Below are 25,714 nucleotides of genomic sequence, written 5' to 3' on the forward strand. Positions count from 1 at the left end.
CAAATAGCTTATTTAAGCCAATTTCAGCAAGTTCTATGCCTGAAAATTATCAATATTTTTGATTTGTCAAGGTATTTATGAACTATTTTTTTGATTTTTGAACCATGTCATTCATAATTTCGCCGTACATTGTAAGTATAGTTTTACCTTGAGCCAAATACAAAGAATCGACTGCGAACCTGGAGGTATGGTCACGTTTTCATCGCTCTCCCACGGCGCATGATGCTCAGCTGGCGCCAGACAAGGGGCAGCTCCAGGGCCTGCTCACGTACCTGTGCCAGTGCCAGTGGCTGCAGCTGACAGGCTCACGCCTGGTCAGGCGGGGGCCGGGTGGCGCCTCCAGACAGAGCCGGGAATCATGGCGAGCGTGGGACGGAGGCCGCAGCGGAGTCGGGGTGCGACCGGGTTTTGAAATCGTTTTCATGGGCTGTAATTGTTGTAAGGCCCAAAAGCAAAAGCCCCGCACTGAGCGGGGCTTTTGCAGGGTTGCCGAAGTGACGGCCGACAGCTGAGCTGCCGGCGGTTACATAATGACTAGGCAGCCTTCTTGTTTACCATGCGGTCAACTACGGCCAGAACGACACATAAGATGATGCTTGGGAGTAACCAGGACAGATCGCTGTCATATAAAGGCAGCATGGCCTTTACAGAGTCCGGCAGGATATTCAGACCGGCAGCCTCGATACCGTCGTTGATACCAAAGAGCAGGGCCAGAGCGCAGACTGGGGCGATAACAAAGCGCTGGTTGATAAAGAAGTCACGGAAGAATGAGGTCATTACCAGCACGATGAACATTGGGTAAACAGAGATCAGACCTGGCACAGAAATGTTGATGAGAGTGGTCAGACCAAAGTTGGCAATGGCGCAGGAAACAACAGCAAAGATTACGGCATAGGTGCGGTATCTGATAGGCCAGATGGTCTCGAAGTAGGAGGAACAGGCGCAGATCAGACCGATAGCGGTAACCATACAGGCTACGATAATCAGAACAGCCAGGAAGATGTTACCGAAGTTGCCGAAAGCGTGGCTTACATAGGCACTTAATACCTCAGCACCGTTGGTAGCCTCAGGAGTAAGAATGACAGAGGTGTTACCAAGGCGGAACAGGCAGATGTAGATGAAGATAAAGCCCACACCAGCCATACAGCCGGACATGATGGCATAACGGGTTACTGGCTTGGCATCGGTTACGCCGTGAGAACGGATAGCGTTAACGATAATGATGGCGAAAGCCAGGGAAGCCAGAGTGTCCAGAGTGAGGTAGCCGTTAACAATACCCAGAGCAAAAGCGCCGTCAACAAACTGCTCCTGTGGAGCGGCAGGCTCAGAAGGAGCCAGGAAGATAGCGGTAATACAAAGGATGATTAAGGCAGCAATCTTGATTGGGGACAGGACCTTGCCTACAGTGTCCAGAATCTTGGCCGGATACATGGCAAAGATAGTGGCAATAATAAAGTAGAACACACTGTAGCCCGGCAGCAGATTGGTATCAGCGCTTACAAATGGCTTGATGGCAAGCTCATAGGCCACGGTAGCGGTACGTGGAATAGCAAACAGCGGGCCGATACATAAGAAGCAAACTGCAGTGGCAATGAAGCCTGCTTTGGCTCCAATTGGTTTGGTCAGCTCTTCCATGGAGCCGCCCAGACGGGCCATGGCTACAGCAGCGATAACTGGAAGACCAACACCGGTAATTAAGAAGCCGATGGCTGCAGGAGTAACGTTAGTACCAGACTGTAAACCCAAGATAGGAGGGAAAATAATGTTGCCGGCACCGACGTACAACGCAAAGTTGGTCATGCCCAGCAAAATGATTTCCTTAATCGTTAATTTTGACATAAATAAGCCTTACAAAACTCTAAAGGTCTTAAGACAGTTTGTCCTGGCCTGCCGGTTCTGTCTTTATCCGGGGCCTGTCTGTTTGCGCTCTGTGGCTGCTGCCTGAAAATCTGAAGTCACTGACATTTGATATTCTGGCTGTCAGTGTTCAGGGTCTTGGGGGAAAGAGTTTAGTCTGGTCCGATTCAGCCCGGTCAGGCTGGAGATATGACCACGGCAGCACAGTTAACTGGTAGTTTTGCGTGCCGGACAGCAGGAAGAAAAAGTCAGTTCTGCTGCTGTATCAGGCTCTTTCATTGAAAGGGGCAGAAAGCTTAACGCCTCGGGCAGGTTCGCCTGAGTGCCGCCAGGGACTGGCAGGTGGTGAGAACAGGATGTCTGGGAGGGAAAAGTACTCAGGATTAGCTGCAGTAACATTCACAGGAGCTCTCCTGTAAACAATAAGCATGGCAGCTTATTTCAGTGCCATGGCCACAATCTGAACTGATATTCTGCCTTGTCCTTACGCCGGCTGCTGCCCTCTGGGCGCCTTGCCTGAAAGCCGGTAAGCCTGCAGGAACCTGCGCAGGAAATGCACATATCGATATTCAGCAGCTGGACATGCTGCTTAAAGTTTCCTTCTCGGAAGATCCGCTCTCAGGCTGCACGATCCTGGGGAGCTGCAAACAGAAAAAAAACGGAGCCGCCATGGGATGACTTAAACTGCCATTCCGTGCAGACTCCCGTGTTTTCTGTCTTAGGACGTTAATCATCGTCGCGGACATTATGCCATAAAAGGCCATTGTGACCAGATTATGACCATTTATCTATACTGCGGCTCTTTTGCGGTGCACATCCCCTCAAAGGCCGATTCTATCCCCTGTCCCGGTCTTTGGACCGGCTAAGTCTGGCCCAGGTGTATTTTTTTATTGCACCATAGATGTGCAGATATTTAATAAAATCACTGCAACTTTTGCTGACGCAACCCCCGCAATGCACCAGAAAAATGACCTTTGTGGCAACACATCCATACAACATGCCTCACTGCAGATCGCCCTTCCAAAGGTCCCATACCCCTCAAATCACAGCCCATTCCAGGCTTTTTCCAGGTAAAACGTGCCAGGGCAGCCAAAAATTGCTTTCACCGCCCTCAAAAAAAACACTCCTGGCTCAGCCCATAATTGCGCGCACCATGCACCACCAGGAGCAGAGGCCTACGGCCACGCCCTCCTGGCTGCAATTACAAAACCACAGTGAGGCCTTTTTTCGGGCTGTCTGGTGCCGTCCAGTGCTGAGCACCCTGTCGTGTGAGGGACGAATTGTTCATGGCGTCGGGGCCTTTGCCACTTAATATCGTTTAGCTGGCAGCTGTCATCTGTCGACCATTCGCGCCGCCCCGAAACAGCTACAGAGCACTGGTACCAGGCCAGCCGCCCGCACCAGGGAATGGGGCCGGTCCTGGGCAGAGGGCCGGTCCATGGCCAGGTATTCTGCTCCAGAGTCAGCTATCCCTGTCCTGGTCCTGGCCCAGGTCCAGTTCCTGGCCTTGCAAGGATGAGTTGTCCGGGGCCGGGACCAGGAGTGGTGGCCTTGGTGGTGGAGCGGGCCGGTTGAGGTGTTTTTGAGGGGGCATGATGCACTGAGGCCCCGGACAGTGACTGTCAGGGGCCTCAGAGTATGTGGCGCCACGGCTGTGGCTGGGCTACAAGCCGGGCGTGACCTCAGGGTGGTGGCGGCTGTTAATCTGCAGCCGGGGTGCGCAGGTCGGTCAGCAGCTGCTTGAGGCAGATCAGGGATACGTCCTCGCGGAATGGGCGTTTGCCCTTGTGCATCTTGATATCGTTGAGCACGTTTATGACCAGTTCGTCAGCACGCAGGGAGCGGCCGCTCATGCAGTGCTCCATCAGGCGCTCCAGACCAAAGACGTTGTCCTGAGCATTGCGGACATTAATTACACCCCTGGTATAGAGGAGAATCATGTCATCGCGTGACAGGGAGCACTTGATCGTATCAAAGGTCATATTGCGGTCTGTGCCCAGACGTTTGTCATTTTCGCTGCAGATAAAGCGCGGACGCTTGCGGTCAATGATAACAGGGCAGCAGTGACCGGCATTGCAGGAGATGATATTGCCGGTGGTTTCGGAAATCATACCTACAAACAGTGATACCGGGCTGATGCGGGACATGGAGCAGAGACGATCATTCATATAGTTCATGATCTGAGACGGATCCATGTCGTTGCGCAGGGCTTCTTCAAGCAGGGTATTGACCACGGTTACTGTATAGGCGGCCTTGACGCCGGAGCTGGCACAGTCACCGATAATGAAAGCCAGATTGCCAGCTTTCAGGCGCTTGATGGTATAGAAGTTACCTGACAGCTCACGTGCCGGTACGGTACAGGCTGCAAAGTCTACGTAATTTGAAGAAGGCATGGCATCTTCTGATGGCAGGGCACTGAGCAGCATGGATCGGGCTGCCATGAACTTGCCTTCCATACGGTAGACATTCATGCGGTTCTTGAACTCGGCCTTGAGGCTTTCACGCAGTTCATGAACAGTATTGCTGCAGCTTGACTCCAGATGACGGGCCAGTCTGAATGTCTGAGAAACAACGGCACCTTCGAGGCTGGTACGGTTGACACCGCTCTGAGCGATGAAGCTGTTAACCATGTGATCTTCGATAAAGGCAATATCGTCCTCGCTAAGCTCAGGAAGAACAGCCGAATCATCGCCATGATCGGCACCATGGGCATCGTCAGCTCCGGCGCCAGCGCCAGCGGCTGAGCCAGTGCTGGCTGCGGAGCTGGCGCCTGCGGCGGCAGCCTGCTGACCGCTGGAGTCCTGAGGAGTGCCGTCCCTGGTCTGGCTTTGAGCCTGGTCATTGCCAGTCTCAGCGGCCTTGCTGTTATCCCTGTCCTGATCTGCATCTTTTGCAGCACCGGACTGAGCGGCGGCCTTCTCAGACTGGGAATCAGCCTTGTTATCACTGCCCATGGCTTTCTCAGCACCATCAGTGGCAGCTGCACCGGCAGCAGCACCTGCGGCTGGAGCAGCGCCGTCTGCAGGTGCCTGATCGTTGCTCTGAGCGCTGTCAGTGTCCTTTTGTGAATCCTGAGTTCTGGAGCTGTCGCTGGCAGCAGCCTTGCTCTTTTCCTCTGCGCTCTGGCTATCAGTCTGGGCATCAGACTGATCAGCAGCTCTGGCATCGGCCGATGCCTTGCCACTGTCATTGCTCTGAGTGCTCTGCGCATCGCCCTGAGACTTGTCGGCAGCGCCATCAGCGCTCCGGGCAGCTGCATCAGCTGTTGCTGAGCTGTCGGCTGGTGCTGCTGGAGCGGCAGAGGCGGTGCTGGCGGCATCAGATTCGGTACCAGAGGCATCGGCGGCAGGTGCAGCTGATCCTTTGGCCGTGGCAGAGTTCTGCTGAGCCTTGTGCTTTGCCAGGGCGTCCATGGCCTCAGCGAGCATGCGATGGAACTCTTCAGGAGTCAGGCTCTGCATTTTCTCGAGCAGACGGGACAGACGGTTTTGCTTTTCCTGTTCGCTAAGGCCGGAACGATAGGCATTGAGCACGATTAAGAGCAGGAAAATAAGGGCAATGGATACGAGGCCGGTTTTGGCCATAGTGTAGAAAGAGTCGTCCTTGCTGTAGTGATCAAAAGGACGCTGCATTACCAGATATGAGCTGATGGAACTCAGGTAGGAGGTACCAAGAATATAGGCTTCCTGGCCTTCCTTGATGGAGGAGACATTCTTGATGATATTGCCCTGACCATCGACTACGTGCACGCCTACCATACGGCGCAGCGAAGCCGGATCAATCTTGAGATCGAGCTTGAAACCACCGGTTTTGAAGATAGGCTGCCCACGGCGGGCAATCATGACATTGTCATCCTTGAGGATGCCCTGCATCACAGGATCAATGTCAGAGAAGATATTCTTTACATTGACAGCAGTCTTATTGAGCACGCTCAGATAGCTGTCGAGCACGAAGTAATTGCTGCTGGTCTTGCGATCATAGAGCTTAAGACACAGCCAGGTATCTCCACCAAAGTAGAAAATGCTGAAGCTGCGGTCCAGAGCAATCTTTTCCTTTATGGCATCGGTAAGGCGGGTACCGTCCTGACTGCGGGCGTTGAGCAGACGCTTTTCCTGCTTTTCAGAGACAGCTCCATTGACCTTGAGCTCTTTGGTCTTGAAGTTATAGCTTACATAAGGGACCTTGAAATGAGTAAGAGCATCGAGGGCAAATACCAGATCCTCGCCCTCGCCATAAGCAGAGCGGCTGCGGATATTCTTTTCAAAGAAAGACAGCAGCGGATCACGGGCATAGAAGGTCTTGTCCATGGACAGGACATTGGTAAGTGACATATTGATGAGCTGGTAATAGTCACTGTTAATGCGCTGTACATAGTGATTGAGGTCGGAACCTGTGGACTTAAGGGTAACGTCCAGCTGTCGCTGATAGTCAGAGTTGACATTGCGTTGCGCCTCATTCAGCGAATAAAAAGCACCTGCCGCAGTAAGACCAAGTCCCAGTGCGGTAAGCGTAATAACTTTAGAATAAGATTGCAGCTTCACAAATCAATCCTTATCAGCTGGCAGAGCTGCTCAAACGTCTGCCACCACAATTCAAAAATTTCCGCAGTGCGCCTGCCTCAAAGGCAGCTTCCTGCCATATGACAAATCAGCCCGGGTCCTGCCTGTCTGCACAACCCCGAGCATGCCATCGTGCCGTAGCGCCCCGTATCAGCAAGGGCGGCAGTATCAGCAAGGGTGGAAGTATCAGTGATACACCCAGCCCCATGGGGCTGACCATGGCGGCCTCCTGCGCAGGGGCGGGACAGCTGCCTGTTCAGGTCATGGAAGAGACCTGTTCAGGGCATGCAGCTCAAAGGCAATTAACCGGTAAACAACCTGAGTTAATATCAGGCAGGCTCAAAAAGCATTGCAGCTCAACGAAAAATGACAGTCACAGCAGCTGTCAGCTGAGCTGACCTTATGTTCAGGTACAGGTAAGGGCGCATCATGGCACCTGAAAAGCAAAAACTCTCCTGAAAACGGTACCTCCATGAACAGGGCAAATTCAAAGCAGCATGCGTCCAGTCATAAAAGCAAATGCACTTCGTACATGGCGTACGTACCTGCATCAAAAAATTATATCATGAGAAATGCCCGGACATGCCCCCTCATTATCAGCCTGAACCCGGCCGCAGACATACAAAAATGGCTATGTATGCAGGTAAACGTTCTCATAAGTCCTACCCTGCCAGCATTTATTCATGCCGGGATCGGCCACGGCCATAACCTGTTCAAGCCAGGTCTGCCCCAATCGTCTGCACCTGCTGCCGCACCCCACGTCCTCGCCCGGGACTGCCCTGGTCCGGCCCTGCTTTACACAGTCCGCAGCATAAAAGCCTCAGGCCCTGTCAGCTGGCCCAGTCAATAACGACTGGGTTTTGCCACGGGTGCACTGGCCAGATTGAGCCCAGGGGTTATCCACAGGCCGTACTCATCTTCTGAGTTACGTCACGGCAGTATCTTCTGCCCTTAGTCGTTCCGGAACGCGTCCTGTACAAAGGCTATTACCCATATAGTTTGGCCGGCCCAGCCGACTGCCACGTAGCCGGATAACATGAGGCTTGTGCCCGGCAGAGATAAGCTCAGCCAGTATTGCCGCGCCCGCGCCCGCGCCAGGGCCATGGACAGCTGGTGGCTGTTTGAATCAGTATGGGGACATTATGGAGCCTGCACTGGTGGAGGGGCGATACCTGGTGCCGGTAACAGCCATGGCGCTGCTCTGGGGGACATGTGGGATTTAAGGATGTCAGACAAGAAATTGCTGCACACTACGTCCTAAATTGCATCTATTGATGCATATCAGCCAGTTTGGCAGCTTCCGGACAAAGTGCCGCCAGGCAGTTCAGGGGATGCATGGTGCAGGTAAGAATGGCTTGCGCATATGACCTGCAGAAGGTCAGCAATGAGCTCAGGCAGGAAGGTGGTCATAGCTTCGAATCGAAAGGACTGGTCATTGTCAGTATTCAGGGCTGTGGCACTGAGCTTATAAAGACGCAAGCGCCTTGCTGGAGCAGGAGGAGAAACACAGGAGATCGCGCTGGCAGTGGCTTTGGAGTGAGCCTGGGCAGGTTTCAGGGCGTCTGTCAGATCTGGACTCAGGGATGATGCGTCTGCCGGTTGTGGTGCTATTGCCTGACTTGGGTCAGGGGCTGTTGCCTGCGCAAGACTCTGGGATGATGCCTGGTGTGGGTTCGGGGCTGTTGCCTGGTCCGTGTTGGGGGTTTTGCCTGATTCGGGTCAGGTGATGTTGTCTGAGCGGGGTTTGGGGGCAAAGTGGAGTAAGGCCGGGGCGGAAAGCAGTTACCTGCAAATGTGGATTCTGGAAATGACAGGGGCGCCATCAGGCGCCCCGTGGTGTGCTGCATGCTGGCTGCAGCTTCAGATGCCGGTCAGGCCGGCACTGGTATGGTAATGAGTCCGAATCTTACTTGCCGGACTTGACATCACCCTTGGCAGCCTTTTCAGCCTTTAAGCGGTTGGAAAGGGCAGTGAGATTCTCAATACGGTCATCACCAGATGGGTGGGTGCTCAGCAGGTTAGCCAGAGCGTTGCTGGAGCCGGAGAGGGCGTTCATCTTGGTCCACAGAGTTGCGGCAGCATCAGTATTGTATCCGGCAGCATAGACCAGCTCGAGGCCCAGCTCGTCAGCCTCGGTCTCGTGAGAGCGGGAGAATGGCAGGGAGAAGCCGATATTGGACAGGGCATCACCAATGGCAAGCTTCTGCTGATCAACGCCCAGGAAAGAGGCGACGTTCAGAGCTGTCTGCTTGGCATATTCGGCTGACATCTGCTCACGGGAGTGTTCGCGCAGGGCGTGGGCAATTTCATGGCCGATTACTACGGCAAGCTCGTCATCAGTTGGCTTGATGGTGTTAATAAGGCCGGTGAAAACGGCAATCTTGCCACCAGGCATACACCAGGCATTAACCTCCTCAGAGTCAATGACATTGATTTCCCAATTCCAGTCCTTGGACTCAGGACGGAACTGAGGAGCCTTGGCGATAAGCTTCTGACCGATTGCCTTGACGCGCTTTGTAGACTTTGCATCGGTGTTGAGAGCCTTCTGGGTCTTGGCCTCTGTGAGAACCTGGTTGTAATTCTTTACAGCAGCCTGATTAACCTCAGCTTCAGAAACAAGCATGATCTGAGTGCGATCGGTGGTTGATGAGTTTGCGGTAGTGGAACCTACTGATACACAGCCATTAACAGCTGGAGCAGTCACAGCAAGACCAACAGCCATGGCAAGGGCGGTTAAAACGTTCTTACGGGCCATATATACATTCCTTAATTGAGTAGTTTGTTATTCATCAAGGCTCAAACACTGTCCAGTCCGGGCGGACCTGAATCACACTGGTACAGCCTGATTAACTCAGGTCCGGCTGGTCCGGCGCGATCGTAATGCACGGACAGCCCTGCACGGACATGCAGGTACTGACAGGCCGGCGCGGATCGCACTTCACGGACATGCAGGCACGGATAGTACTGCACGGGCATCACTGCACGGACATTCAGGTACTGACAGGCCGGCACGGATAGTCTGATCCGAAAATTCCGGTCAGCAAAGTCCTGCCCGGTCGGGTCGTGACAGCTGTATAAGAGGCTGACCTGTCTTAGTTGTCAGTCCTGAGCTGTCGGCTTGAGTTATCAGCTGTGAGCTGTCAGATCATGACAGGCTTTGCGTGCAGGCTGTGTGGGCACGCCTGTATTGCTTCACAGTGATGAAAGGGACAGTTTGGCCTTCAAAGCACAGTAGCATGTGACACTGATGGTCTTTACTGCGCAAGCAGACATACATTCACAGGTTGTGAAATGAATGTGCCCGTTATTGTAGCCTATCATGCTTAGAGAACAGGGGTTTTTTGCACAAAAAGACTGTGACATTATCAGGATGCGCGCTGAGATATAGGCCCGCCATTATGATGAGCCTGTGCAGAGCAGCTGCCGGGACAGTGTCAGCCACTGGTCATGGAGACATTACGCGTCCGGCAGGACGCGTGTACATCATGATTTTGAGCAAGCATACTCACTGACGAAACAAACTTTTGTGAGCTGCTTCGATTTTCTACAATGCAGCCTGTCTGTAAAGAGGCATCAGCATATATACAGGCAGATCCTGCTATGCATAAAAGCCGTTAAATACCAAGCAAATGCCCGTATTCATGCAGTGCGTGCTCCACGGCCCGCTGACATTATCCATGCGGCCCTGCTCCTATTAGTCATTACTCTTACGTATAGCCATGATGGTGCCACTGCACCGGAGCAAGGCAGCGTCCTGCTCTGACCCCGGCCCTGTCATGGCTCCGGGCCTTGCAATAACCATGAATCTGGGGCCGGATCAGTAGCTGGCCTCGGGCCTGGCAATAGCCATGAATCCGGGGCATGGTCTGGAGCTGGCTCCGGGCCCGGCAATAGCCATGAATCCGGGGGCATGGTCTGGAGCTGACTTCGGGCCTGGCAATAGCCATGAATCCGGTGCCTGGTCTGTAGCGTGCCCTGGGCCTGGCAATAACCATGAATCTGGAGCCGGATCCGCAGCTGGCCCCGGGCCTTGTAATCGCCAGGACATTCGACCAGATCCATGCGGCACTGCAGAGCCTGAATATCATTGCGCTCCTGTCCAGGAGCAGGGCTGCTCACTATCTCACTATGAAGATGCGGCCGCTGGGCGCACTGACCATTTCATGATTGCCTGGTCGGGCTCCTCTTTGACTTTGCCCTGTCCGCTTTTTTATCCGTCACACAGTGCCTGCTATAACCGGCAAGTCACCGTCAGCCTGCTACTACAACCGTGCCGTCATGCCCTTTGCAGGCTGGGTCGCACAGCGCGGGCTGCAGCGCTCTGCCGTGCCCTGATGTCCCTCGTTTTGGCTGTATTCTGTTCATTCTGGCTGCTGTGACAAAGAGGTCCTGTCTGGGCGTTGACCTGACCATGCCCTGACCATGCCATGCCCGGCACAGGCCATATCCGGGCCCTGCCCGGTCAGCTGCCGGTTTTTAACGGTCTGGTAAGTTCTGATCCTGCCTGTCCCGGGCTGCTTGCCTGTGGCTATGACTGGGTTCGCTGGCAGACGCTTCCACCGCCTGCTGCATCTTATATGTCCCTGTTATTGTTCGTGCATATTCGGGGGTGAGGCAGTTGGGGGGTTGCATGGCGGGGGCCCGGGCATGATGCTGCGTTGCAGCTGTGGCTGTGGCTGTGGCTTTGGCTTTGGCTGCAGATAAGGGCGTCAATGGTACGTTCGTGGTGGCTGAGGGCCCCTCTGTTGCGGCCGGGGCGGAAAATTTCCATCATGACCCCTGTGTACGATACAATATAAGATCAGGATTTTTCAGCCTCTCAAAGGGCCCGGCTTACGCACCAGGGGTGCAGTGATGCTGTTGCCCTGTCCCTGAGCGGCGTGATTTTACGGGGCCGTAAGGGGCTTTGCCCTTTTGCGGGAAACAGATGAGCGATAGCGAAAAGATCAGAAAAGTTGTCTTCAGCAGGAACCTGCCCAATGGCGAGGTCTACTACTATGAAGAAGAATTTCTCACTGAGCCGGGCAGTCGTGGGGAAACCAGTCTGGGAGACCGACTGATTGCCATGTCCACAGCCGGCAGTGATGAAATCGTCGCTACCTGTACCTACAGGGGCGTACCACGTGGTGGACTGTTAAAGAAAATCCCTGCCGAAAATAATAATGGCTATCAGCTGGTAGGCGATATGACCTCTGTTCCTGCAGGTACAGGCTCCGGCAGATTTTCACCATCACCAGGCATCACACCAGTCAGCAGGACCAGAGCCGGGTCAGGCCGCAGTGCCAGTGCTGCAGGTGGCAGCTCCACTGCCTCAGGCGCCGGTAACAGCGCCGCTGCTGCGCTTCGGCCCGGGGACGGCGCTGGAGAGCGCCAGGGCGGAGCAGCCGGCAGCGCGCCGTCAGCCCCGGGAGCTGTGGCACGTGGCGGTGCTGTCAGTGCAGCTCAGAGAGCTGAACGGGCCGCGCGCAGAGCGGCAGCTGATCTCGATGCCTGGTCGCGAACTGATGAGTCAGCCTGGAAAGAGGACGCTCATGAAGAGCGGCGGCCCTGGTATTACGACGATGATGAGCCCATGGAAGAAGATGAGTTTGATGCCCGGGCCATATATCGCAGCAACCGTTCGTCGCAGTCACCTCTGGGAGCTGATTTGCGCGGCGGGGCACATTTTTTCCGATCCCCGGCCGGACAGGCACGTGACGGTCAGTGGGGGCAGCAGCAAAGCCCTCAGGAAAGTATTTCACACAACAGCTATACACAAGGAAACGGACCAATGAATGGTACAAAGCACAATAACACTCAAACTCCAGCTGATCAGGCTGCAAGAAAGAGCAATGGTGCTGAGCGTACCTCAGCTCAGTACAATCGCTACGTCTCAGGCCGTTACGAGCGTACTCCTGTCAATTCTCAGGTCGTTTTCAAGGATTTCTACACTCCAAGGGACAGCGCCAATGCTTCCTTTATCTCTGCCCGTCAGATAAATCCGACACCGGCACGTATCAGAACAGTACCGGCCTCCAGCCGTGCTGCTGCCCGTACCGAGGCCGCTTATGGCGCCTCACAGCATGGCACTTTCTCTCAGAGCACTGCAATTTCCGGCAATACTGCTGTTTACAGTTCAGCTGCTGGTGCTGTGGCTGATCTTCAGACTGTACCTGCTGCCCCTGCAAGGCAACGTCAGACTGATATTCACCCTCATGGCTACCTGCAGGATCAGGGACACTTTCCTATCCGTGGCGTGTGCGGTATCCGTGGTCATGTCGATGCCGGCACTGGATCAGCAGCTGACCGCCGTCGCGATGCCATGGATAATCTCATGGTGCCTGATTCCCGTGGTGCGCTGCCTGTAGATGAAAATTACCGTCCAAGTGAAAGCGCCAAGGTATTTGCCTTCCAGTATTCCTCTCAGCGTCAGGCTTATTCTCATGCCAAATCAGTAAGCCGCTACTCCTACGGAGCCGAATATGCCGGCTGGCAGCGCAGTGAGTCAGGCCATAAGCAGCCTGACAGCGCCGCTCAGATAGCTGCCTTAAAGAGCAGTGAGGTAAAGCAGGGTCATGTAAAAGTAACCACCCCTGCTGATTTTGCTGCCGGCAAGGCTCCATCTCAGTGGTGGCGTGATCAGAAACTGACCGAGCGCTCAGCTCAGAAGGCTTTTGCCGCAGAGCACTTCAAACAGAATACCCGTGGCTCCTACATTGGCACTCCTGATGAGTTCATTCCCAAGAATGACGATGACAGCATGCGCCGCTCAGCACGTACTGTTTACAGTGCCGATCAGCTCAGAGGCTCTGAGGCCACAGTAATTATGGGCGGCCGCGATGAGGCTGACCGTCAGATGCAGGCTCAGGCCGCAGCCCAGGCAGAGCACGATGCCCAGCAGGCTGCAAGGGCCGCACAGGAGCAGGAGCGCCTTGCCCGTGAGCAGGAGCTCAGGGCCCGTGCCGAGCAGGAGGAGCGTGCCCGCCGTGAGGAGCAAGCCCGACGCGAGGCTGAGCGTCAGCGTGAGGCTCAAGAGGCCAGACTGGCAGCTCAGGAACAGGCCAGCACAGAAGCTGCCGAGGCTGCACAAAGAGAGGCTGAAGAGGCCGCCGCTGCCGCTCAGGCTGCTGCTCAAAGCGAGAAGGACAAGGGCCCAAGCACAGCTGTTGCCCGCTCTGAGCTTAAGCTGGCCCCTGTTGATCTTTCATTTGCCGATTTCAAGACCGCCGATGGCTCCCGCGCCACCATGGTCGAAGATGTGCCTAAGGCTGTTACAGGCAATGATGTCACCCATCCGGGCATGAACGTCAACTCAAGTGACTCAACAGCCATAACCTCAAGTTCAGCAGCTCTCAAGGATGCCTTTGAGGCTGACACCCATGAGGAAGATGAAAACCTGCAGTCCACCACTATTTCCGGCACTTCTCAGGAAGCTCCGGCCCGTGCTGAAACTCCGGCACCTGCCTCCTACAGCTTTGGTGACTTCAAGACTGCTGACGGCTCCCTTGCCGATGCCACCTACCGTGTACCGGTAATGAGTCAGAAGCAGCTGCAGGCCCAACGTGAGCTGGAAGCCCGCCAAAAGGCTGAGCAGGAGCGTCTTGAGGCCGAACGTCGTGAAGCCGAACGTCTCGAAGCCGAGCGTAAGGCTGAAGAAGAGCGCAAGGCTGCCGAAAAGGCCGAGCAGGAGCGCCTCGAGGCCGAGCGTCGTGAAGCCGAACGTAAGGCTGAAGAAGAGCGCAAGGCCGCCGAAAAGGCTGAGCAGGAGCGTCTCGAAGCCGAGCGTAAGGCTGAAGAAGAACGCAAAGCCGCAGAAAAGGCTGAGCAGGAGCGTCTGGAGGCCGAGCGTAAGGCTGAAGAAGAGCGCAAAGCCGCCGAAAAGGCCGAGCAGGAGCGCCTCGAGGCCGAGCGTAAAGCCGAAGAAGAGCGCAAAGCCGCCGAAAAGGCTGAGCAGGAGCGTCTCGAGGCTGAGCGTAAGGCTGAAGAAGAGCGTAAGGCTGCCGAAAAGGCCGAGCAGGAGCGCCTCGAGGCTGAGCGTAAGGCTGAAGAAGAGCGCAAAGCAGCCGAAAAGGCCGAGCAGGAGCGCCTCGAGGCTGAGCGTAAGGCCGAAGAAGAGCGCAAGGCTGCCGAAAAGGCTGAGCAGGAACGCCTCGAGGCCGAGCGTAAGGCCGAAGAAGAGCGTAAGGCAGCCGAAAAGGCCGAGCAGGAACGCCTGGAGTCTGAGCGTAAGGCCGAAGAAGAGCGCAAGGCTGCCGAAAAGGCCGAGCAGGAGCGCCTCGAGGCCGAGCGTAAGGCTGAAGAAGAACGTCTGGCTTCTGAGAAGGCAGAGCTCGAGCGTCTTGAGGCTGAACAGGCTGAGCTTGAGGCTGTCCGTAAGGCTGAGCAGGAGCGTGAGGCCGCTGAAAGAGCCGAACGTGCTGCAGCTGCGACCGCAGCCGCTGCAGCCGGAGCTGCCGATGGCGATACCGGTGACTCTGCTCAGAGTGCTGCTCCTGCAGCTGGCAGTGATGCTCAGAGCAAGGCAGACGGTGCTCAGGGCGAGCAGCCTAAGGCCATGACCAAGTCTCAGGCCCGTCGTGCCCGTCAGAGAGCCAAAGCTCAGGCCCGCGCCGCAGCTGCCCGCGCAGCCGCAGAAGCCGCCCAGGCCCAGAAGGATCGTGCTCAGGCCGTGTCTGGCGCTGTAAGCTCTGATAATGCCTCAGCAGCTGCTGCAGGCGCTGCAGTTGCCGGTGCCGGTGCCGCCGCAGGCGCCACTGCAGCCGGTGCTGCAGTTGCAGCTGCCTCTGAAGCTCAGGCAGTTACCAGCGATAATGTAAAAAATTCCGCCATCTCCGGTGATGTTTCCGTAAATCCTGATACCAGTACTTTCTTTGGCAGCACTGAAGATACCGGTGCTTTTGAACAGGATCTGGTTATCAAGGCCGAATACTCACATCAGAGCCTTGATGAGCTGGCTGCCACCATCAAGGGTGAGAGCGAGAACCATCCACTTGCCTACAGGGAAAGTACTCAGGTTGATGCCATGGGCTCAGCCTACCGTCCAGCTGACAGCGACACTGCTGCCATTGTGGCTCAGGCCACGACAGAGGCTGGTGATGAGCACAGCGCTGATCAGAGCGCAACTGAGGAGGTTGAGCCTTCTGTTGATGCTGCCAGCCTCGTATCCGGTGCTGCCCTGCCAGATGGTGATGAGCGCCAGGAGCCGGGACTGAGCACCCTGCCAGTTATTGACAATCTCGAGCTGGAGCAGGAGCCACAGCTCAATCTGGACAGTAGCGTAGTCGACGTGGACCGCGAGCCTTCACTAAAGGACGTAGCCCGTGTTGAAAACGTTCAGGACGAAGAAGAGCCGGTATTTAAGGACAATGGAGCCATGGGCAGCGTAATTGATGCTGTCAGTGGCGAGTCCATTACTGAGCGTGACCTGATCTTTGCTACTCCTACCCGCTTTGTGGAAAACGAGGGCTCAGCTGAAGATTCACGTCAGGCCATGATTGCCGAGGCTGCCCAGAGTGGCGGATCCGGTGCACAGACCGCAGGCGGCGTGAAAGACCACGCACGTGCCGCTCAGAACGCCATTGCCGATGCCGTAGCAGACTCACTGGAAAGCGAAGATCTGCTGGCTGACAGCTTTATGTCTGATGACAGCGGTCTTGAGTATCTGCATACCTCAAGCAATAATGAGGGCAGTACCGCACGCGGCTCAAGCAGTCTGGCCAATCTGGCAGCCGAACTGGTAGACGACTTTGACGATCCTTTTGAAGACAGCTTTGCATCAAGTCTTGATGAGGATAAGTAAGACCACAATGTGCAGGCAGCTGTCCTGTGTCCCTCAGGGCATCAAAAAGCAGCCTGCCAGGCAATCCCTGAGGCCGGCACAGCCCCCTGACCGGGCTTTCAGGGAAGCTCTGACCCGGGCCGCACGGCTCCCCATTCAGCCCCGGAGTGCTCACGCATTCCGGGGCTGATTATATTCAGGCCAGGAATTTTGAACTTTCATCCCGCCCCGGCGCGCCCAGTAGCGGCAGGCTGACGGAAGATAGATACCCCGGCGACTGACTCCCCGGAGCTGGAAGACTGATGGCCCGGCGACAGACGTCCCGGCGGCGGCCTCTCCGGCATGGGCAAACAAAAGCCATGGCGACCGACGCCCCAGGCCATGGCAGACCCAGGCGCTTGCGACCGATGTCCCGGCGAGCGACTTTCCGACGAGGGCAAACGAAAGCCATGGCGACAGACGTCCCTGTCCCAGGGTAAAGTGCGCTGGGCCATCTCTGCCATGTGCTGCCCGTCTCCTCCAGATTGTCCTCACCTGAGGCATATGGTCACTGTCGTGGCCATATCATCTTCATGCCTGCTGCGCTTGTGGAAGTATGTTCCGGCCCTGGTGGTGCACGGGCCAGGCCGGGGCGTGGGCTGAACTGACGTGCCGTCGCGCGCTGCAGCTGATTTTGGTATAATTTCACAGATAGTTTCTTTTCCGAGTCAGGGTTACGCGCCCGGCTCCGGCCATGGTTTTGCCTCACCGTCAGTTTCAGGAAATATCCTGCTGACTTCAAAGCCAGGCCCGTGGCAATCGCCACCTCAAAAACCAGTTGTCCTTACAGTAACCGTCCCGGCCAGGATATATATCTGCCACGGCGACACGGTGAAAGCCTTAACAGCTCGAGCCGGTTAATATAATCCCCCGGAAGAGCCGGCAGCATCAATAAGCCCATTACAGGCCCGCTGCCCGTCCTCATCAGAACTGCGCAGCTGCAGTACCTGACAGAGAGATGTTCAGGCCATGACAACTGCCGCTTTCAGGCACCTGACGCACGCATCATATCTGCTTTATTCCTCTCCTGTTTTCCGTCCACCATCTCTTAATACTGCCCGTCTCTGACGCAGCAGTACGCCTCCTGTTACCTTTATGCGCTCACAGCACCCCAGGACCGGCTGTACTGGCATTACCATGCCTGCACGCCGTTACCTGAAAGCAGGCAAGCCCCGGCAATGTTCTGGCAATGGTCAGCCCCGGCATTCATAACTGTTCTAAGGCCGGTCCTCGAGCATTATTGTCACAGCCGCCTGCTGCCTTACCGTCAGCTCTGCATCATTTCGCTAAGAGCTGGTTCCTTTCGGTTAGTGCCCTATACCTGGACAGAGCCATCAGCAAGGGCTAATGACTTCATCAGGGCCATCAGGGCTCACAAGCCTCTGATCAGAACCAGTCAGCCTGATACAGTCTGCAGATTGCGGCTATGCCCGAACTGACAGTATGAGTCATGCAGCTGTGACTGGCATGGCCTGACAGGACCTGCAGCCAGGCCTGTGCAGCCCACGCGCCATGAGCTCAGTAAGTCCATAGCGGCTTCAAGGCCAGCTCAAAGAGCCGATCAGGTACTGACCCGACGCCTGCCATTGCGGTAAGTTAACCATGCAGAGCTAACTGAGACGACCTGAGAAAGCTGTCACTGCATTGCAGTGGTAAAGAGCTCTCAGGGTCTGTAGGCTCAGGGCCACAGTCAGGCTCCGGTTATGCACCGTCAGCCAGGACAGTAATCCTGTCAGTCATGAGCAGCGGGCTTTAAGTCCCCGACTGCAGCAGGCTGCATCGGCTGCTGCAGAGTGCAGGACTCTTCCGGAACACCGGGTATGAAGATGATTGCAGGGTAAGGGGGAGGCAGGAATTAAGAGATGAAAACGGACAGATACAGATGAGGTTAATGCAGGCAGACATGCATGCATGTGCGTCAGTGGTTTTTGAGTAATAACAGTTAAGAACCTGTCAGCTCTGATATCTCTGGTCAGCATGGCCCCCTGCCTTAAATCACAGGTATGGGCAGACAAGCAGTAAGTACTGTAGTGAGCACGGTCGTTCATGGCCGGCCTGGCTGTAAGGCAGGCTGCATATGCACGCCGTGGCCTGAGGGCCTGGAGCCCTGAAGCCAGTAAGGCCGACACTTCCTTTTCCGGCAGCCAGAAAGGCCCGGCACTGCAAAGCCGGGCAAGCAGCAATATGCGGCCCGCTGCGGCTCATGCCGGCGTGGCCGTGCTGTGCTGCTCAGCCCGGACCTGCCAGGACGGCGTCCTTGCCGACGGTCTGACTGGCATGTGCTACTGCTTGCGGCCGTATGATGGCCATGCAGCTGCATGGCAGCATGCCGGGGGCCGCTGGCCCTGAGCGGGCCTGCCTGCAGATAAGAGATAAGAGCTGACGGCGCTGTGTATAAGACGCCTCATAACATGTCCGTACAACTTGCAGAACTTATGCTTCCGCTGCGCCAGGCCGCGCGGCAGAGCTTTAACAGCAATACACTTTATTTCCTTGACGGTCCCATACCTGAGCATCTTGGCTTTCGCCTCGATATCACTGGTCAGGACCGCCCGATGAGGGAGGCTGTGGCACGCCTTGAGCAAAGCAGCCTGCATCAACAGGTCATGCTGGCCTTGGAGGCTGCAGATGCCCGCTGCGCTGCACTGCAGGGTCTTATCGATGCATTTGTCCGTAAGGAGCTTAATCTGCAGGTAGGCCTGGTCAGCAGTGAAATCAAAAGCCGTGCTCCTTCGAGCGCCGAAAAGCTGCGTCTGCTGGAGATTAATTCTTTCCTGTCTCAGCAAAGCCGTCTTAAGCTTTCCATTTATTTCCTGAGCATGGCCCGGGCCCTGCTCGGCCTGTATCCGCTTGCCTGGCATTTGCGTGAAATTGGCTTTACCCCGGCTGACCTGAACCTGGGCAGTTCTGTCTTTGGGGGCTTTTCACCTCAGCACAAAGAGCAGATCGCTCTTATGGCTGCCCTTTTTGGCAGTTCAGGTCTCACAGCTGTGCAAAAGTCCCGTATGGCAAAGGAGCAGCAGGCACAGGCCCGGCAGTCAGCAGGAGCACCGCAGGACCACGCCAGGAAAGCAAATGCCACCGGGGCTGAGGCTGCCGGGGCTGACGCAACCGGCTCTGCCGGTCTGTCCGGCTGTGAGGGCAACTGCGCGGTCTTCTCCCCTGTGGACTTTGGTCAGGATGCCTGTGACCGGCTTGAGCTTATTGCCCGTCTGATACGCTGTCTTTGCACTGTAAGAGACGGCGGTATTCTCTATGGTTTTGCTCTTGCCGGACTTGAAAATGTTATTCAGTCGCTTTACAGCCTGGCCCGTGTTAATCCTGAGCTGAGCATTGAGCAGCTGGTAGACCAGCTTGCCCAGTACTTTGCCAATCAGCCTGTACCGGCCATTGTCCGACTCAACTGTCTGGTTAACAGCCCGGCATGGGCCCGCAGCCGTATGCGCCTGAACGGCGCCACAGCCGACAGCAGATCAGCTCTGTCTCCGGTATCGGGCAACACTCAGGAGCGCCTGTACAAAAAAGACCGCAATCTGGTCACCTTCATAACCCCGGCTGATCTCTTTGGCAATTCAGCAGGCTCCTTATCCATTGAAAATGCGGCCGGTCAGATGCCGTCAGCTACCAGCGGTCTGGATACCATGCCGGCTGCCGGTATTGCCCCTTCTCACACCAGTGGCCTTGATATATCTCCGGCAGCTGGTCCATCCTTAACCAGCGGCCTTGATGTCACCCCGGCTGTGGCAGCTGCAACCGGAGCATCAGCTGCACAGTCCTCACACGCAGCCATTGCAGGAACCACAGAGTCCGCTGCAGTTATTCCATCCAGTGCAGGAGACAGGAACACTGCCGCTGAGGAGCCAGCCCGTGCACGAGACAGGCAGTCCGCCGCCAAGGTATCAGACCGTGCAGAGGGCACAAAGGCTGCCTTATCTGCCCATAATGACAGTGCAGCAGCAGGTAAAGTATCAGGCCCACAGCATACAGTCCAGGGCATGGCAGAGGGCCAACAGGACCAGTCAGGTTCAAAATCAAAAGCTCAAAGCAGCAGCTCCAGGCACAAGGCAGAGCAGCAGGATCAGGACAGCGACAGCACTGTTGTCTCTGAATCCGACAAGGGCAATGACAGTGCCGGTGTACAGTCGCAGAGCGCTGACAATGAGAGCATTAACAGTGACAGTGGGATGAAGTTTGCCTCAGGACTGGCCGGAGCCCTGTCTCTTGATAACGGCTCGAGTTCTGACAGTGGATTGCTCGATATTGCCCCGGCTGCAGGTGGCAATGCCGACAGCCTGCTCGATATTGCTCCTGCAGCTGCGCCTGCATCTGCTGGCAGTGGCCAGAACTCAGAGCCTGAACATTCCCCGGCAGCGCCAGAGCCTGCCACTGCAGTAACAGATGCAGCTGCAGATGCAGCCGATGCAGTGCTGGATGCTGCAGGCGATGATAAGACTGCAGCTGCAGCTGCAGCTGTAGCTGCGCCTGCAAGTGCAGCTGATGCAGAGTCTGACCATGCAGCCTCTGAAAGTGCTTTACATAATCAAAAGAAAAGTGTTGAGCATAATGAGGACCAGCAGCTCAAGGGAAAAACAAAGTCCAGGAGCGGTGACGCCAGTGATGCCAGTACTGCTCATGACAGGAAGGCTGACTCTTGCAGCGCCGGGGATCATAAAGCGGCCCACAATAAAGCTCAGGACAGCAAGTCAGCAAAGAAAGGCAAAAATGGCGCTAAATCTGAGTCGGGCAAAGATCGCTCTACTAAGGACAAATCAGCAGGACGTAGTCGTGACAGCAGCTTAACTGAGCAAAAGGCCTCAGGAAAAGAACGTCATGGTGGACGCGGGCGTAACCGTAAAGAGCCTCGTAACGATCTCTACCTGGGAGTAGAGGGTATGCTTGCTTTCCTTAAGGATACTGATGCTGATGACACGTCCTATACTGCAAGGGCCCGTGCTCACTTTGACTCGGTAGCTGACCGCTATCTGTCAAAGGACGAAGATCAGGACTCAGGCAGCAGGAGGGTATTTCGTGGTTCATTAAAGGAAGAAGAGACAGTTGAAAATGCCCGGTCAGATGCACAGGCAACAGCTGACTCACAAACCGGTACCTGGGTCCCTAAAAGCAATCTCTTTGACGATGAGCTGCCTGCAGATAAAAGGCGCTCATCAGCAAGGAGCAGCGCTCCATTAAGGACAGGATCCATGGCAAGTGATGGGGTCAGTACCAGCGACAGTGTCGGCGCCAGGGCAGAGGGCAGTACCAGTAGCGGTACCGGAACCAGGGCGGTGGATATTACCAGCGCTCATAAAGACAGCAGTGAATCTCAGTCTGGTGGTCTGCTGATCGATGCCGGTGGTCTTTTGGTTACTCCGGCAGCAGGTTACAGCGCTGATGACAGTATAGGACTTATGGTAAGTCGTGCCGGAAACGCCACAGTTTCCGGTCTGGAGCTTATTCCTGCAGCATCAGTGCAGGCCCAGTCTGATAAAAGCGCTGATAATGCCAGTGATCTGGGCGATCACGTACTCAAAGCACAGGATTGGGCTACCAGGACAACCAGCACTTTACAAAGTGCAGATACTGCCAGTTCGGCTGATGACAGTGAGGCAGAATTTTCTGAGAGTGTGGAGTCAGCAGGTGATAACAGTGCTGATAACAAAGAGGCCAGTGAACTGCAGGGGTTAACCGTAAACAGTGACAGCTCTTCTGACAATGGCTTTGTTATTACTCCTGCAGCTGCAGGTGCAGCCACCAGTTCAGCTGCTACCACCAGTTCAGCTGCTACTCATGCTGCGAGCACGGCTGCTGACAGGGGAGCTGAAGCTGGTGGCGATGATACGTCTGCAGACCGTAGAGCCGCAGCCAAAGCATCAGTTACCGAGGGCTCTGCCCCTGAGCTTCAGCTGGTGTCAGCATATGATGAAACAGGCGTTGAATCAGAGGGTGATGAAGACGAATCAGTATCTGAGTCAGCTCAGTCAGAGACAGCTGATTTAGAGTCAGCTCAGTCACATTCCGCTCAATCAGATTCAGCAGGAAGCAGCAACGCAGCCAGGAACCAGATGGGCAATAACAGCTCTCAGGAGCAAAGTTCTCACGACCTGACCGGCCTTGGTCTTGTTAATGCTGCCTCAGCAACCCGGAGCGCGTCGGACATTTCTGCTGCTGATGGTACTGCTGCAGGTATTGCCGATAACAGTGACTATGAGTCCCTGACATCAGACTTTGCGATAACTCCGGCTGTAAGTCAGTCACAGCTGTCGCTGTCAGCTCTCTCTGGCAGTACTGTAAAGCTGGGCAATGACTCAGCCTCGCTTAGCCTCTTTAATGCAGCTGACTCACAGCTTGCTGTGGAGAGCAGTACCCATAATGTCTTATTAGGACAGACAACACTCACCGGGATGACACCGGCTTCAGGCATCAAGGCAGCAGACACTCATGACCACAGTCAGGGCACCGGCCTCGGACAAAGCTCCCTTTTGCTTACTCCTGCAGATGCAGCAGCTGGTCTGCGTGCCGGCTCTGAAACAGGCCATACATCTGACAGCAGATCCGACAGTGATAAGGCAGCTGGTGATGAAGGGCGTTCGACCTCTATAAAGGAGGACATCTCAGCAGTTAATGATACTGTCCAGGCTGAGGCTGTTTCTTCAGGCAGTGAGTCTGAGTCTCTTGCACAGGCTGATGCAGATAAAGAAGAGCATACCCATGGTGTATATGACGCCACTGAGCAAAGCGAAGCTGATTCAGATTTAGACAATGATGCAGAGCTTGATGCAGAGGTTGATTCAGAAGATGAGTCCGACTCCGGCTACAGTTCTGATGACGAGGCTGACCCTGATGATGACCTCCCTGAGGATCTGGATGAACATGATGAGACGTCAGATCATGAGGATGACCTTTATCTGGAAGCATACGGCGAGGATGAGGCTGATTACTCTTATGACGCTGATATTCCTTACGATGATGCTCAGGATGATGAACTTGCTGATGAGCTCGAGCTTGAAGGCGAAGACCTCGACGACCCTGATGGTGATCTGGAAGACGAAGACCAGGACGACCAGGATATTGATGATGAGGCCGAAGAGGATGATGAGCTCAGCGAGTTCAATGATGATGAGGCCGAAAGTGAAAGTAACGCTTATGAAGATGAAGAGGAGTCTGACAACGATATAGATTCTGAAGAAGCCGGCGCTGATACAGGCGACACAGATGATGTAGATGACGACCTTGACGACCTTGAGGGCGCATCAGATGAGGGCGAGTCAGATCTTGATGGTGACGACGAGCTCTATGACCTCGACGATGATTATGACGAGGCTGATGATGACAACGACTTTGATGATGATGTTGATGCTGACGAGGTCGATGAGGCAGATTACGAAGCTGATGAGGTCGACGAGGCAGATGACGACTATGCTGACCTTGATGATGCCGGTAAAGACGACAGCGACTTTGATGCTGATGCTGATGAGGTCGATGAGGCAGATTACGAAGCTGATGAAGTAGACGATGCAGATGATGACTATGCTGACCTTGATGATGCCGGTGAAGCCGAGGGCTCTGCAGCTCATGATTCCGAGGAGGCGGCAGCCGATGACGAAGATAATTGTGAGGATGTCACTGTAGTAAGTGTCAACAGCGGTAATCAGCTGGCAAAGCCACAGGAAAAGAAGTCTGAGAGCTATGACAAGTTCAACTGGACAACACGCAAGCTCAAGGCATCCAGCGTTATCAGCACTGCAAGTGGCTCATCTTCCAGTGGTGCTGCTGTTGATGCCGGTGCCCAGGCTGGCTCTGAGAGTTCCGGTAGTGAACTGTCCGGATCGGGCGAAGCCACAGGTCCGGCAGCTGCCATAGCTGATGACAGTGGCGACAGTGCACGCATTGAGGGCTCATTTGACGCTATTACCGGATCCTTCATTCCGGCTCAGGTAAGTGCTGACAGGCGCAGCTCTGGAACCGGCGGTGTGCCTTCTGACCATAATGGCCAGTTACCTTCTTCATCTGACAGAGCAGCCTGTGCCCCAACTGACAGCGCAATGGGCAGTGCTGGCGTAACTGGCATTGAGTCAGCTCATGATGCTTTCCAGCAGGCGCATGGCCGTAACGGTTATGGCACGGCTACTGGAGCTGACGCAGGCAACTACATTGCTGCCGGTGCTGCCGCAGCAAGAGGGCAAGCCCATACCGATGCTCATGCCAGCGCTCAAGCCAGCGCGCATGGCGGAGCTGCGGTCGGTGCGGGCGCTGCTGATCTGAACTGGGATATGGTCATGGACTGCGATCCTGAGCTGCTGCGCTTTAAGTACTGTATGCTTCAGGCGCAGAGCTACCTTTTAAGTCAGGCTGAATACAATCGTCTGATGGAGACCAGACATGACAGCTCTGATATGGAAATCAGCGGTTCAAGGGGTCAGGACAGAGGTACAGGCAGCCTGTCTGCAAGGCCGCTTTGGGCTGAGGTGGGGCGCTGCAGGCTCATGCATGTCTGTGGCTCGCCTGAGCATCTTGAAGATGTGAAAAATGCCATGGTTGCAGCCCTGTCCTCAAACGCAGCCGATCAGCAGCAGCTGGGACGCAGCGTTGCACGATTTAATTACTACGGTCGTGTACTGGGCTCGACCTGGAGTATCAGGCCAAACAGCGATGGCAGTCCATATCCTTCCAGTTCTGAATGCTCACTTGCCAGCATAAGAGAAAATGAGAGCGTTCAGTTTGTTGTCGGTTCTCTGCTGTTATCAGCATACGCAATCTACTCTCAGGCCCATATGAGTATCCTGCGTACCTCATGGCAGCGTATTGGCAAGAAGCCCCCATTTCAGGCCTGATAAATATTGACCTTTCTTTACATACCCCCGTGATCATCTAAATGGTCTGGGGGTATGTTGTTTCATGGGACAGAAAAGTGATCTTCAAGGCAAACTGAGACACAAAGGCCTGTAAATAGCGGCTTTTAAACAGACAGAGGGAGAGCTCAGGATGACGCTGGACGCATGGGGCAGGATGCATGACGCATCAGGGAGGTCACAGGACGCAGGATGCATGACGCAGGCGGCATCGAGCAGGATGCATGACGAACCATGGATGTCGCAGGTCGCAGAACTAAAGCATGTCCAGCTCAGCTCACTGCATCTTATGCCTCACTGCTGGTCTTTTGCTCAAAAGCTGCAAGTCAGCAGCTTGCACATAGATAAAGTTGGATGCTTTAAGGGTAAAAATCGCTGATTTTCGCTCACTTCATATTGACATTTGTTTGTGCTTCTATCTTTGTTCTTGAGGATTTGGGGACTTTGGCGCTGCTGGGGCTGTTAGTAATGCTGATTTATATGCTCTTTGACAGTAGAAAAGTCTGATGAATTTGGGCTTATTGATAATATTTATCAATTGCTGAAAAACGATGAATTTGAAACATGAGGTGGATCACGATTTATGTTTTAGAAGTGTGAGCAACTTCAAATTGACACTGATTTTGTCTGATTTTGTTCGTAAGCGTTTTTGC

5 protein-coding genes are annotated in these 25,714 nt (G+C 54.9%); 2 read left to right on the forward strand and 3 right to left on the reverse strand.

All coding sequences use genetic code 11. From position 1 onward, the window contains the following. Positions 1 to 534: 534 nt before the first annotated feature. The 3 genes from brnQ to MXE39_RS11595 all read right to left on the reverse strand — a co-directional run bounded on the left by brnQ (position 535) and on the right by MXE39_RS11595 (position 9,171). Positions 535 to 1,839: a branched-chain amino acid transport system II carrier protein gene (brnQ, locus tag MXE39_RS11585; RefSeq protein WP_246978888.1), complete on the reverse strand. Its 1,305-nt coding sequence runs from the start codon at positions 1,837 to 1,839 to the stop codon at positions 535 to 537. A gap of 1,718 nt (positions 1,840 to 3,557) precedes the next feature. Beyond that, positions 3,558 to 6,398, reverse strand: coding sequence for a PP2C family protein-serine/threonine phosphatase (locus tag MXE39_RS11590; RefSeq protein WP_246978887.1), 2,841 nt, complete (start codon positions 6,396 to 6,398; stop codon positions 3,558 to 3,560). Positions 6,399 to 8,322: 1,924 nt separating this feature from the next. Continuing rightward, entirely contained in the window at positions 8,323 to 9,171 is an 849-nt protein-coding gene (locus tag MXE39_RS11595; RefSeq protein WP_246978886.1) for a M48 family metallopeptidase, read from the reverse strand. 2,172 nt (positions 9,172 to 11,343) lie between these two features. Between MXE39_RS11595 and MXE39_RS11600 the strand changes: the two genes are divergently transcribed. Together MXE39_RS11600 and MXE39_RS11605 are read left to right on the forward strand one after the other, a co-directional pair. After that, positions 11,344 to 16,194, forward strand: coding sequence for a hypothetical protein (locus MXE39_RS11600; protein ID WP_246978885.1), 4,851 nt, complete (start codon positions 11,344 to 11,346; stop codon positions 16,192 to 16,194). Positions 16,195 to 18,818: 2,624 nt separating this feature from the next. Beyond that, positions 18,819 to 25,043 (forward strand): hypothetical protein, encoded by a 6,225-nt coding sequence (locus MXE39_RS11605; RefSeq protein WP_247074150.1) that lies wholly within the window; start codon positions 18,819 to 18,821, stop codon positions 25,041 to 25,043. Positions 25,044 to 25,714: the final 671 nt, after the last annotated feature.

It is taken from the genome of Anaerobiospirillum sp. NML120511, from assembly GCF_023050955.1.
GTDB lineage: Bacteria > Pseudomonadota > Gammaproteobacteria > Enterobacterales > Succinivibrionaceae > Anaerobiospirillum.

What these genes read in the sequence shown, in the direction of transcription:
- brnQ (WP_246978888.1), bottom strand. Translation starts at nt 1,839, where the DNA reads ATGTCAAAATTAACGATTAAGGAAATCATTTTGCTGGGCATGACCAAC.
- MXE39_RS11595 (WP_246978886.1), bottom strand. Translation starts at nt 9,171, where the DNA reads ATGGCCCGTAAGAACGTTTTAACCGCCCTTGCCATGGCTGTTGGTCTT.
- MXE39_RS11600 (WP_246978885.1), top strand. Translation starts at nt 11,344, where the DNA reads ATGAGCGATAGCGAAAAGATCAGAAAAGTTGTCTTCAGCAGGAACCTG.
- MXE39_RS11605 (WP_247074150.1), top strand. Translation starts at nt 18,819, where the DNA reads ATGCTGGCCTTGGAGGCTGCAGATGCCCGCTGCGCTGCACTGCAGGGT.